Below are 13309 nucleotides of genomic sequence, written 5' to 3' on the forward strand. Positions count from 1 at the left end.
TGACCAATCCTTCCTGGATGATGAGCAAATTGCGGCTGGCTACGTTCTGACCTGTGTGGCCTACCCCACCTCTGATTGCACGATCGAAACTCATCAAGAGGATGCTCTGTACTAAGTACTTAGTACACAGGGGAAGTAAGAGAGCTTAGAAGTTGGGTATTTTACTCTTTGAGCTCCTTACTTCCCCATCGCCGAAAACCGGGTGATGAGATGATTAGGTAATGGGATGATGGCGAAATCACGCTAAATCCAAGCTAAATCAAGGAGGAGAAGGAGGTTATTTTCCTGAAATTCTTCCGTATCTTCACTTTCTCCCCTCTTTGACCCTTGATTAGACTAGGGCGTGACTAGTGCGCTGGCATTTTGCCAGAAGATAATAGAATTGTTCAAAGGCTGAATTTGAGTACCAGGATAATAGAAGCTGAGAATTTTTTCTGCGGACCAACCGAGTTTAGCTAAATTTTGGGAACCGTGTTGGCTGAAGCCAACCCCATGACCAAAGCCGCCACCTACGAACACGAAGCCTTTGAGGGTTTGGTTGGCTTTGTCATAAATCGGGTCTACGTAGAAGAGGGTGCTGCGGGGAGGACCAAAGGCGCTGCGGGCTTCATTTTTACTCAGCTCCAGGATACCCCGATCCGTTGTTACCGCCATTTTCAGCACTCGTCCTGCTGGTGAACGCTCTACCACTTCCATATGCTCAATGGTAGTGAAGTTGGCAAGGGGGTGTTTGGTTTTTTTGAGATAGCGTTGTAAATGGCTGGTGACTTGTTTTAAGCTATTGTTGTACTTCCAGCGGAATAAGTAACTATTGTCAGTCTCATTAAATCCTTGCTTCAAGTTCATGAACTCACGGAAATTTTGTTCGTCTGCTAAGGATTTTTGTGACAAATTCCAGAGGGAGTATGGGGAGTCTACCACTGCTTTTAAGTAAGGACGTTCTGACCCATTCCAAACATCACTGAAAGGCGCACTGATTCCACCAGTTGCAGCGGAATACAGGGCATCTACTAACTCATTGTTGTAGGTCAGCACTAGACCTTTAGTGGCTGCGATCGCACGGTCAGCCACTGGATTGGTTTGATTTATTCCGAAATAAACCTGGCAGTGAGTATCGGCACAGAGTTCGTAACCGTCAACATTAAATCGGCGTCGGTTCCGCAAGGCGTAGGTGCGAGCAATAATGCTCTGAGCAGCTACGGTTGAATAGCGTGCTCCAGCTCCAATTTCATGAGGTACCACACCCCGCAAGTAGCTTTCTAGAGGTACCTGATTTACTAAGGTATAGTCACCATAGGCATTGGGCTGGATGCGTAGACTACCAGGATAAAGTCTTGTCCTACGGTTATTTTCTCCTTTGCTAACCCAGATCAGATTTTTACCAGCAGTAATATCGATTTCCCGTCGATGGTAGCGATAGTTACCAATCACAAAGGAAGCATGGGGCACCTCGGTGACAACGTTAGTATCAATATAAGCAGTAGTATCACCTTTGGCTTTGATACTTGCTAGCAGTAGACGTCGCAATAAAGGGGTTTGATAAACACTCCGTTTTGCCCACACCTGCCAGCGGTCAGGCTTGGCAACTTCCACCTCAATCCCCTTTTCCCGCCATTTATTGGCACTATCTTCTGCAGTTTCAAAGGTCCCATGGTTACTCAAGACCACGTACTCTTCGATCTGGGGCTGCTGTAACGGTTTATTGACTATTTCCAGCTTAAGGCTGCTAAGCTGCTTGGTTTTCGGTTGCATATCACCGCCTAAAAATTTGACGGTTAGCTGATCGTCCGGGGCAGCTTTCAGGGTGAGCTTGTCAGTTGGTTCATCTCCAAAGCGCTGCACTACTCCCACTTTGAGTGGGATATCTGAGGCTTTGGCGGCTAACCCTGATAGGATTGGTAGTCCCCACAACGATAGTGTCATCAACGGTATTAGGAAATGGGGATTGGAAGCAGGGGAATTGAGAGAGATCGGTTTTTTCGTGAACCCCACTATCCAATTGCGAAACCGACCTGTCTTACCCGATGCCGTATTTTGATGCGAATTCAAGTCAAACGCTTTTATTGTCATTAGCTTAGTTTTTAAAGTACCCAATCCATAATTCCCATTCCCCGATTCTAGATCCCGAAAAGTACGATCCTCCACAGGTATTGTTACCCTAACCAGGTCTGGTCATGGTCTTTGGTTTGGGATTGGGATGATTTGGTTGAAGATGCTGCCCGCAGTTACCTGTTGGGATTACCTCTATTGATTACTTCGAGCTAACAACACTTCCCCTTGCCTGATTCGTTGGGCAGCATCTAGTAGCACGTCTTCTAGATAGGGTTTGGTAAAATAGCCTCTAGCACCGAGATCAGCAGCTACTTTCCGGTGTCGATCAGCACCACGAGAGGTGAGCATCGCCAGGGGGATTTCGCACAAATCTGGGTCTTTTTGAAGGCGAGATAGCAGTTCTAGACCATCCATTCTGGGCATTTCAATGTCACAGAATACGATCTCGCAAGGCAAACCAGACCGGAGTTTATCCCAGGCTTCTTGACCATCACGGGCTTGTTCTACCCGATAACCAGCTTTACTGAAGGTCATAGAAAGGAGTTCACGGACTGTGATTGAATCATCCACAATCAACACCATGGGATCAGATTTGATGAGATTGACCTCGGCTCCGCTGGCGGTTGGAGTTTCCATCCTTTGCCAGATCGCAACACCACCATCTTTACGAATCCGACCCATAGCAAGGTCAATCAGTTCTAGAACGTCAGCAATGGGCATTACTCGACCATCCCCTAAGACGGTCGCCCCGGTAATGCCTACTGGCTTGGGTGCAGGGCCTTCGATTTGCTTAATAACAATTTCTTGCTCCCCTAATACCTGATCAACCTCTACGGCGAGCATGTTACCTGTACTGCGCAGTACCACCACAGAAATCAGGTTGTCTTCCCGTTGGCTGCCATAGACACTAGCCCGGCTGAGTTGGCTATGGTAGGTCAGCAACTCTGAGAGGGGCTTGAATGGGATCTGGGTGTCCCGCCATTGAAGAAAGGCTTGACCTTGGGAATTGGTCTGAATGCAGTCAGGGGAGACATCCTGCATGTCTTCCACCCCATCCATGGGAAAAGCAATTCTGGCGCGATCGCTTACACAGCAGAGGGCTTTACAAATACTCAGGGTCAGGGGTAAGCGAATGGTAAAGGTGGTTCCTTGCCCGAGAGTAGAGTCGATAGTAATGGTTCCCCGAATTTCACTTAAGCAGGTGCGCACCACATCCATACCTACTCCTCGACCTTTGGTATCAGTCACTTTCTCAGCAGTGGTGAACCCAGGGTGGAAGATAAAATTGAACAACTCCAAGTCGCTCAGGGTTTTTGCCTCAGTTGGGGAAATGAGATTCTTTTCAAGGGCTTTAGCTCTAATTCGATCTGGATCAATGCCCCCCCCATTATCCGAGATGGAAATCACCGTCTGATTTCCCTGGTAGAATGCCCCGAGGGTGATTTTACCCGCCCTAGGCTTCCCCGCAGCCAGCCGTTCCTCTGGTAGCTCAATCCCGTGGGTAATGGCATTGTTGACCAGGTGGGTCATAGGATCATAGAGGTGTTCCAAGATCATTTTATCAATCAAGGTTTCCCGCCCCTCAACGTGTAGCTCGGCTTCCTTGCCTTCCTGCAAGGAAATTTCCCTGACTGCACGGGGCATGCGGTCTGCTGCCTGGGCAAAGGGCACCATACGCGATCGCGTCAGTCCTTCTTGGAGTTGATTAGTTACCTGTCTGAGGGTACGAGTTACTTGGTCGGTTTCATCCACCAAAAACTCAATGTCAGATGCCGACTCCTTAACCCGGACAATCAGCTCAATGATCTCTTGGGATAGCAAATGGAAGCCTGTAAAGCGGTCCATTTCCAGGGGGTGATAGTCTTCTTTGCTGGTGCAATTCTGGTTTCCTTGTTCCCGTTCTTGGATGCTTGTAGTGCGGTAAATCCTACTACTAGACAATAGGGAATTTTCCAGCAGGGTTCGCTCATACAAGTCCCGCATTTTCAAACCCACATCGTTGAGGCTCGATACCTGATGGGATAAATTATCTAAGAATTGCCGCAGCCGTTCTTGATCTTGCTCTAAGCTATTGCGACCAACCACCAGTTCTCCCACTAAATTGCTCAGGGTGTCCAGTTGTTTAACCGGTACCCGCATGGTTTGTTCAAATAGCTTAGACCTCGGACGCCTTGTTTGGCGAGACAGCTCCTGGTTCATCCCTCCTGGGATAGCAGAGATGCTTTGATTTGCCTGCTCTAGCAAGTGCTCGATGTCTTTAAAGTCATCCTCTACTGAATCCACCTGATTGGTTTGCGGGGTTTCTTGGTCTAGGGAGTGGTTAGGTTCAGGGCTACTAGTTTCATTTAATAGGAGTTCTAGTTCATCAAATATTCTTTTCTGCTCTGATCCCACCTCAGCAGTGGGTAAGGTCACATCCAGAGGTTTTATACTGTCAAAATCAACGTTTTGGTAATGTGCGGTAGCTTCTGCCAACAGCTGCTCTAATTGCTGCCATTGATCTTGGGTTGTTGGTAATGGTTTTGGTGATGAATCTGGTAATTTGTTTGATTTTATGGGATGGGATTTTCTATTTTTTCCTTTGACAGTTGGACTACGAGTGGGTGTAGACGCCTCACCGGGTCGATCTGAAGTCGAGGTGGGCTTTGGAGACCCTGTGGTTGATGGGGAATTAATTGCTGGCTGTTCATGGTTTGCAGGGGGGTGATTTGGAATCAGCTCCAAGTCATTGACCAGATTGAAATCTTCATTCAGGTCGGTGTGGGTGGGGTCCGGGTATGGGGTGCTTGGTGGGATAGGCTGCTGTTTGCCCATCCCATAACTATCTAATTTGGTGGGAGGAGTACTTTCCGAGCTTGAGCTATTTTCTTCAAAAAAGGTATCATCAAATAAACTACTTAATTCGTCCGCTGGGTTAGTTTTTTGAGTTAGGCTTCCCTCACTACTCCCAAAAGAAAGTAATTCTTCAAGGTCTTTATCTGTCAGGCTTGGAGTAAGGTTAGGTTGACTATCCTTTCGAGTTGACTCCCTTGACTGTAGTAACTCAAAGGCTGCTTCTTCTGGAAATTCCTCATCGAACAAACTGAGTAAATCTTCCTCGGTAGACTCTGCTGCCTCCGGAATGTCCAACTCATCAAGTTCTTTAATCAGGTCAGATAAATCCTGTGGTTCGTCTGTAGTGATAGAATTGTCTGATTGGCTAGACAACTGCTGGTTATCTGGAGCGATAATTTCTTCTTCTTGCCAGGTTTGATCCAAATCAGGGGTCTGACCTTCAAAGATATCAGCTAAGCTATTTAGTTCTTCCATGCCAACTTTCGGTTCTCCAGCATCATCGGTCTGGTATGGGATGATATCAGTAGTTGGTTTTTCCACTTCCTCTATATCAGGTATATCTTCTAGGAAGTTATCTAGGTTAAATTCGTCTTTGATTACTTCTGGTGGCTGAGCATCTAGGTTGTTAGACATTCGGAAAGCATTAATTCCACATACGCGCACATTTTTGACCTTTTGCCTTGGCCAGTTCGCCGGTTCCCTCCATGATAGTTCTAAAATTTCATCCCACTAACTAGCCAAGAGGTAGCTTAACACTCTCGGATCTATACATACGAGGTTTTCTGGCCTCGCTAGCTAGATTTCTAATAACGTTTTTCTGATCTCAGTTCAACTGTAAGTTCAACGACTCAGAGCATTTAAGAATTTCTGGATACCTGAGAATAACGACTGTTTTTTTTGGGCAGATGGTATACTTTTAGAATCTTCTGGGCTAGTTGTGTTAACTAGACTTGCCTTAAGTATAATTTGCTCAATAGCCTCTGCTGTCGGTTTGCTGGGTTCTTCAGTCACCAACTGATACTCATCATCGATTTCTAGCCATACTTGCCACACAGAAGGGTAACAACGCCATAGAGCCCCTCCTGGAAAGGGTCGCAGATAATAACAAGACTCCAGGGTTTTCAGGAAGCGATCGCGTAACTGACGTGCGGCATAGCCAATCCCTACAATCGAGACATCTTCGAGCTGAGGATTTAGGATCACACAAGGGCGATCCCCAGCCAAATTGCAAATCTTTTCCACTTGGGCTACTTCCACGGCAGACGGACCCACTAGCAAGAAAAGCTGGTCATCATCATCAATTCTAGTTTCTGCTGGGGAGCGACTGGTGCCAACATCAGTAATTTTAAACGGTACCTCTCCCCAGTCACGAAGGGCAAGGGCTGAAGCACCAGTATCAGGAAAGAATATTTTCAGTCCGGAGCCATACTGCTCAAAAATAGGAATAAATTCTTGGGCAATTGACTGGGCTTGCAGGGCAATTTCTGGAAAGACCAACTCCACTTGTACCCTGGTTTGACCGTCATCTAGGGCGGCTTTGGTCGCTTGTTTAGCTTGAGCGATCGCGTCTTCTAAGCTCAAAGGAAGTTCACTCATGAGTCTGTCCGTATGTGTCTTTATCAAAGACTTTAATATTAATGGCTTCAAATATAAATGTCTCGCCACACTAATCCCACCCAATCAACCCTACCCATAGGAGCAATTGAGCCTTTTTTGAGCAAAGTTAGACTTTAACTTAGACCGTGGATAATGTTGGTTGTGGCATCAGTCGTTCTAAAATTTGCTTGAGTACCATCACCGTCCAATCTACATCAGATTCTGTGGTATCTCGCCCCAGTGTCAACCGAATTCCAGCCAAAGCAGCTGTATCACTGTAACCCATTGCTAACAAGATCGGACTCGGACTCAGTTTACCACTGTGGCAAGCGGAACCTGCACTAATCCCAATACCAGCCTGATTAAACTGGCGCACTAGAGTTTTTCCAGTGACACCCTCACCAGGGGAAGTCACACAGAAACTAACGTGATGGGGTAAGCGATAGTCTCGAGAACCAGTGGGAATGAGATTGGGAGTATCAGCGAGTTGGTCAAACATGCGATCGCGTAATCGAATTAACCGAGGTGTCTCTGTTAGCATTTGCGCTGCTGCTAGTTCTGCTGCCATGCCAAACCCAGCAATTACTGGCACCGCCTGGGTTCCAGACCTCAATCGGGATTCTTGTCCACCACCGGAGATCAGGGTAACTAACTCCACACCAGGGCGGATATACAGTGCCCCTGCTCCCATCGGACCATAAATTTTGTGACTGGAAATCGACAGCAAATCCACCGGTAGTTGTTGAACATCGATAGGTAGCCGTCCGGCTACTTGAACTGCATCGGTATGAAACAGGACACCCTGTTGACGAGCAATTTGTCCGAGTTCATCAATAGGTTGGAGCGTACCTACTTCACTTTGACCGTAGATGACGGAGACTAAAACTGTATTTGCCTGTAGGGCAGCTTTTAAATCACTGGGATTGACCCGTCCCAGTGAATCCACTGGTAGCCTAGTCACTTGCCAACCCCACTGTTCCAACCAGGCTACTGGTTGAGCGATCGCAGAATGCTCTACACTAGAAATAATCATATGCTGGGGTTTTTTGTAGCCTTGGGCAACCCCCATCACTACCAAATTATCCGCCTCGGTACCGCCAGAGGTAAATATAATCGATTCCGCTGGTGCATTGATTAACCTAGCCACCTGTATTCTAGCTTGTTCCAGTACAATAGCCGCTCGCTGACCCCACTGGTGTAAGCTAGAGGGATTACCCCACTGCTGGGTAAGGATATCTTGAATAGTTGTAATGACTTCTGGGCGTGGTGGTGTGTTGGCGCTATAGTCCAGATAAATTTGCATGGGTTTTCAGGCAACCAGCTATCTCTACCTTCAGCATATAACCTTTCCAGGTCTCTCTCCAACTGATGAATAATAACTGAAGACTAATAATTAGTGACTAATAACTGAAAACGAATAAGTAGTGACTAATAACTAACCACCTGGTTTACCAACATTATAGTCCTCGTGGGACAAAACCGCGTGAGGAACTAATAAGCTACCCTGGTCGTGACAAATCATTCGGTAGTTGCGCGTTACAGGAATACTGATGATCCAGCGGTTGTGGCGCAGCCGCTTGCCACCAAATTCTCTGTAATCCTGGTGATTTTCCAAACCAGCGATTATCCCACGGGCTTTGACCACCACATGGGTAGGAAGGTTTTTTAAGTCAATGGGATCATCTTGAAAACTAGACTCCCACTGCCGTTTTTGCTGTTTTTTCTCTTCCCGTGCTCGGTTTTTTTGATCACATCGGTGGCATGTTTTACCATACCCCTTGTGGCCACACGGGAATGTTTTCTTTCGTCTTGGCATAAGACAGTAGTTCGGGTTAAACTCCCTAACCCGCTAATTAGGCTTCGGTGTAAGGCATTCCATAAGAAAAAGGCAATTAGGGGGGGGTAGTTGAACAAGATGGCAACTGATATCCCCTGGTATTTTATGTTAATTCAACAACTGCATCTATTTGAAGATTGTGCTGTTAGCATGGGGAAATCAGCTATCCAATCGGGTTTTTTGATGCCTTGAGTTCCCAACCAGCGTGTATTTACTGGAATTTGTATTATCCTTTGCTGATACTATTGATGTTGTGTGGCTGTCAACAAGCTCAGCCACAGGTGTCTGTTGAACCCCCTCTGCCCCAAGACCCTTGGGTTCAGGCTTACTTTAATCATAGTAGGTCAGCCCAATACACCGATCCTTACCGGGGAGTAACTCGGGAGGGAGATAACTTGGAGCAAGTGATTGTGGATGCGATCGCATCAGCAAAGTCAACAGTAGATGTGGCGGTTCAGGAGTTGCGTATGCCCAGAATTGCCCAAGCTTTAGTAGAACGTAAGCAAGCTGGTGTCAAAGTCAGAGTCATTTTAGACAATAACTACAGCCTTCCGGTCAGTAAACTAACCGCTGATTCAGTAGCAAAACTGCCCCAAAGAGAACGCTCACGCTACAATGAGTCTCTAAAATTGATCGACCGTGACGGAGATGGTCAGCTGAGTGCAACGGAAATTTCAGAAGGAGACGCTTTAATCATCTTAGGAAATGGTGGTGTACCTATGATTGATGACACAGCGGATGGTTCTCGAGGCAGTGGCTTAATGCATCATAAGTTTATAGTTATTGATAAGAAAGTTTCTATTATTACCTCAGCCAACTTCACTCTTAGTGATCTACATGGTGACTTTCAGTTTCGAGACAGTCGTGGCAATCCCAACAATCTACTCAAGATTGACAGTGTAGAGTTAGCTAACCAATTCACCCAAGAATTTAACGTGATGTGGGGGGATGGTGCTGGCGGTAAACCAGACAGTAAGTTTGGTCTCAAGAAGCCATGGCGACCAGTAGAGCAGGTGAGACTGGGGGATACAACTGTGGGGGATACAACTGGGGGGGATACGACTGTGGGGGATACAACTATCGCGATACAATTCTCCCCAACCTCCACTACCAAACCTTGGCATCAGAGTAGCAATGGTCTGATCGCTCAAATCCTTCCTCAGGCTAGGGAAACCATTAACATCGCTTTATTTGTCTTTTCCGAGCAACGGCTAACTAATGTTTTAGAGGAATCCCATCAACAGGGTGTGAAGGTCAAAGCGCTAATTGAGCCAAGTTTTGCTTTTCGCTATTACAGTGAGGGTTTGGACATGATGGGAGTAGCTGTTGCTCACAAGTGTAAATATGAGACTGGTAACCGTCCTTGGCGTCAACCGATTGCTACTGTCGGTGTGCCTCAGTTGCCAGAAGGAGATGTCTTACATCACAAATTTGCCATTCTTGATGGAAAGACAGTGATTACGGGCTCTCACAACTGGTCAAAAGCAGCAAATACCAGGAACGATGAGACGGTATTAGTTATTCATAGTCCTATGGTTGCTGCCCATTTTGAGCGGGAATTTCAACGCCTCTATGGTAAAGCAGTGAAGGGAGTACCAGTTAAAGTTCAGCAAAAGATTAAAGCACAGCAACAAAAATGTGTGCCTCTTGACCCATATTCTTGAGTAGAGCATACTATTGAATAGTTGGCATGACGGGTTATACCCCTCAATTAAATAGATGTGTTATATCAAGTCCGGTTAATCACTTTTAAAATAGTCTGTGGTTTTTTGTCGTTAGTGATCAGTCATTGATAAAACGTCCACCAATCTGTCATGGCCTGTTCACAAATCGGTTTTGTCCGAGCAAAAAAGCGTGATTAATTATCAAGGAATTATTAAGTATTCAACCGGACAGGAGATTAGTTGACCGCAGTTTTATGGTGCTGGGCATTTAACTTGCGGATTTAATCGATTAAATCAATTGATTTAAATTAACTGCTAATGGTGCGTTTTCCAATGGCTGGGGAACCTGGCCTTGGGTCGCACCTTTTCTTGAAAACCTTCTTAGACCGAACACTAAACCAGCTTTTTTCCTTAACACAGGTTTGCGCTGAGGTTATCTGAGGTTTTGGGGCTCAATAATACCAAGTAGGTAATACTGCTCGACCTGCTAACCTTAATCGATATCTAGGGTTTCCTGGGTGTCAGAAATTCTCAAAGCTGTTAGGAGCAGCAAAACTAAGTTATTGAATTGCTTGACGACTTCTATGGCAAATGCCACCTGGACTCGCCGCCATATTCTTGCCCTGGCTGATTTTACGCCAGATGAATACAATACAGTGTTACAAACTGCCGCTAGCTTTCGGGAGGTATTGTCCCGACGAACCAAAAAGGTACCTGCACTACAGGGTCACGTGGTTGCGAATTTGTTTTTTGAACCATCAACCCGTACTCGTAGCAGTTTTGAACTAGCGGCTAAACGTCTTTCTGCTGATATCCTAAACTTTGCACCAGGAACGTCTTCCTTAAGCAAGGGCGAAACGATTCTTGATACAGCGAAGACTTACCTGGCAATGGGAACTAATATGATGGTGATTCGCCATCGGCAGGCGGGAGTTCCTCAAATTATTGCTACTGAGATGAATCGACTCGGTGTCCAGGTAAGTGTACTTAACGCTGGTGATGGTCAACATGAACATCCTTCTCAAGGATTGCTGGATTTGTTTACAATTTGTTCTTGCTTAGACTGGGATAATCCCCGGATAGAACTGCTTGCTGGAAAAAAGATTACCATTGTTGGAGATATTTTGCACTCACGAGTTGCCCGTTCCAATATCTGGAGTCTGCTTGCGACAGGGGCAGAGGTTCATCTCGCTGGACCACCTACCCTACTTCCGCAATTATTTGCTGAATACAGTAGTACTCGTCTCCAACAACCTAGGCAAAAGCAACAGCAACAGTTATGGGCTAAGTCTAGCCTTGGTCAACAGCGGCAGTACACCGAAACCCCTGTGATTGTAGAAGCAACGGTACCGATCACAAGTCAAGCCAGCCATTCCCTTACCTCTACGCAACAGTTACCAATTACCCATCCTAAGCTCTATGTTCACTGGGAGATTGAACCAGCACTAAAAGATGCTGACTTTGTAATGACCTTGCGGCTGCAAAAAGAACGTATGACGAATCATTTGTTGCCTAGTTTGAGAGAATATCATCAGCGTTATGGGATTACCCGGGAGCGCCTCCAACTTTGCCAACCCAACGTTCACATTCTCCATCCTGGTCCAGTTAACAGAGGCGTTGAAATTAGTTCTGAGCTGATGGATGATCCCCAGATTAGCTTAATCCCTCAACAGGTGACTAGTGGAGTTGCGGTTAGGATGGCGTTACTTTACCTTAATGGAGCAAGAAGGCCCACACCATAACGCTAGTTTGGTGTTGGGATGAATTGCGACCAATAAAAAAAAGAATGCAGAACTTTTAGTTATCTGCGTTTGTTTATGGTAAAATTAAATCATGATAGTTAGAGAAGCCAAGTTGTTAAACGGGTCTAAGGTTCAATATCAAGCCTTGGATGAAGCCATAAAAACTGCACAGTTCATCATGAATAAAGCAGTTAGACTATGGCGGGACGAGCCAAATGTAAACAAAGCTCGTCTATCTCTGCTATGTAAAGAACTGGCTCGTGCGTTTCCTTTTGCCAAAAAGTTAAACTCGATGGCGCGTCAGGCCGCCTCTGAGAGGGCTTGGAATTCTGTCTCTAGCTTTTATCGCCGTTGTAGAGAAGGAGCCAAAAAGAAAGGCTATCCTCATTTCAAAAAACACTCTCGCAACGGCTTTGCCGACGCTGCGCGAACGGTTGAATATAAAACCTCTGGATGGAAACTTTCAGAAGATTGTCTAACGATTAATTTCACCGATGGGTTTAAAGCGGGTAAGTTTTCTCTATTCTGTAATCATGAGACCAGAGAAGATCTATTTAGACTTAAGATTAATCGAGTGAGAGTGGTGAGACGAGCTGATGGTTATTATGCACAATTCTGTTTTGATGCTAATCGGTCTGAACCGGGAAACTATACTGGGAATGTAGTAGGCATTGATTTAGGTCTGAAGTATTTCTATAAAGACCAAAACGACAATGCCGCCATATATCCCAAGTATTTAAGACGAGCTGAAAAGCGAATCAAGAAACTACAACGACGGCTATCTAGAAAATTTGTGAAGGGGAAGAAACCCCAATCAAATAACTACCACAAAGCCCGAATTAGATTAGGGAAAGCACATTTGTTGGCGCTAGCCTGCCGACGCTAGGAGGCAAGGTTCAACGCCAACGTAAAGATTGGGCTGTTAAGTTAGCTCGATGCGTAGTGACATCTAACGATGTTGTGGTATATGAAGACCTCAAGATACAAAATCTGGTCAAGAACCATCATTTAGCTAAGTCTATTTCTGATGCTTCGTGGTATCAATTCACTCAATGGCTAGACTATTTTGGCAAGGTTTGGGATAAGACAGTGATAGCTGTTTCTCCTAATTATACGTCCCAAGATTGTTCAAATTGTGGTCATCGAGTGAAGAAATCACTTAGCACGCTTATCCCATCAATGCCAAAGATGTAAAACAGAAATTTGTCGAGATACGAATGCGGCATTAAATATTTTAAAGAAAGGCATGAACATTCTAGGTGTTGAGTATAACAGTACCCTAGGGCATAGGGAAACTGCCGGGGAACCGGGAACGCTTGAGGAGACTACCACCTCTGCTGTAGATGGGCAACTTGAAACAGTAAGTGGTGTCGCTGAATCAAGAATTAACTGTAGTTAAGAATCCCGCGCTGTAATTTTTAATTCAGCGCCGGGAGTATGTCAATTAATCGGTAGTGGTAAGTTTTAAGGGTTAGAATCAGCAAACCGTAATCTTTACTGTGGTCTTCGAGTACATCAATTGCCCCAAGGTAAACTCTGACCATCACCCCATCTCACTGACGCCTGTACCAAACCCAAAATAA

At 45.7% G+C, this 13309-nt stretch carries 8 protein-coding genes and 2 pseudogenes; 4 read left to right on the forward strand and 6 right to left on the reverse strand.

What is annotated here, in order from left to right:
• Nucleotides 1-115: pseudogene (locus F6J94_RS19665) on the forward strand (ferredoxin); the annotation flags it as partial.
• 221 nt (nt 116-336) lie between these two features.
• Here the strand turns inward: F6J94_RS19665 and F6J94_RS19670 are convergent.
• From F6J94_RS19670 to F6J94_RS19690, 5 genes are all read right to left on the reverse strand, one after another.
• A complete protein-coding gene (locus tag F6J94_RS19670) occupies nt 337-2145 on the reverse strand; it encodes a SpoIID/LytB domain-containing protein (RefSeq protein WP_293043541.1) in 1809 nt (602 codons plus the stop codon).
• Between the two features lie 99 nt (nt 2146-2244).
• Nucleotides 2245-5520 carry a hybrid sensor histidine kinase/response regulator gene (locus tag F6J94_RS19675; protein WP_293043543.1) on the reverse strand — a complete coding sequence of 1092 codons (3276 nt, stop codon included), beginning with the start codon at nt 5518-5520 and terminating at the stop codon, nt 2245-2247.
• 207 nt (nt 5521-5727) lie between these two features.
• Complete coding sequence (locus tag F6J94_RS19680) at nt 5728-6483, reverse strand: DUF1995 family protein (protein WP_293043545.1); 756 nt, start codon at nt 6481-6483, stop codon at nt 5728-5730.
• A gap of 139 nt (nt 6484-6622) precedes the next feature.
• Nucleotides 6623-7786, reverse strand: coding sequence for a cysteine desulfurase family protein (locus F6J94_RS19685; protein WP_293043547.1), 1164 nt, complete (start codon nt 7784-7786; stop codon nt 6623-6625).
• Between the two features lie 132 nt (nt 7787-7918).
• Nucleotides 7919-8299 carry a hypothetical protein gene (locus F6J94_RS19690; RefSeq protein ID WP_293023259.1) on the reverse strand — a complete coding sequence of 127 codons (381 nt, stop codon included), beginning with the start codon at nt 8297-8299 and terminating at the stop codon, nt 7919-7921.
• A 209-nt stretch (nt 8300-8508) separates the two neighbouring features.
• Between F6J94_RS19690 and F6J94_RS19695 the strand changes: the two genes are divergently transcribed.
• From F6J94_RS19695 to F6J94_RS19705, 3 genes and pseudogenes are all read left to right on the forward strand, one after another.
• Nucleotides 8509-9984: a phospholipase D-like domain-containing protein gene (locus F6J94_RS19695; protein WP_367142240.1), complete on the forward strand. Its 1476-nt coding sequence runs from the start codon at nt 8509-8511 to the stop codon at nt 9982-9984.
• A 584-nt stretch (nt 9985-10568) separates the two neighbouring features.
• On the forward strand, nt 10569-11726 hold the full coding sequence (locus F6J94_RS19700) for an aspartate carbamoyltransferase catalytic subunit (protein WP_293043549.1): 1158 nt from the start codon (nt 10569-10571) through the stop codon (nt 11724-11726).
• 91 nt (nt 11727-11817) lie between these two features.
• Nucleotides 11818-13125 (forward strand): annotated as a pseudogene (locus F6J94_RS19705) (RNA-guided endonuclease InsQ/TnpB family protein).
• Nucleotides 13126-13144: 19 nt separating this feature from the next.
• On the opposite strand, the gene F6J94_RS19710 reads toward F6J94_RS19705, so the two are convergent.
• Complete coding sequence (locus F6J94_RS19710; RefSeq protein ID WP_293043551.1) at nt 13145-13270, reverse strand: hypothetical protein; 126 nt, start codon at nt 13268-13270, stop codon at nt 13145-13147.
• Nucleotides 13271-13309: the final 39 nt, after the last annotated feature.

It is taken from the genome of Moorena sp. SIO1F2 (assembly GCF_010672755.1).
In the GTDB taxonomy this organism is placed as follows: domain Bacteria; phylum Cyanobacteriota; class Cyanobacteriia; order Cyanobacteriales; family Coleofasciculaceae; genus Moorena.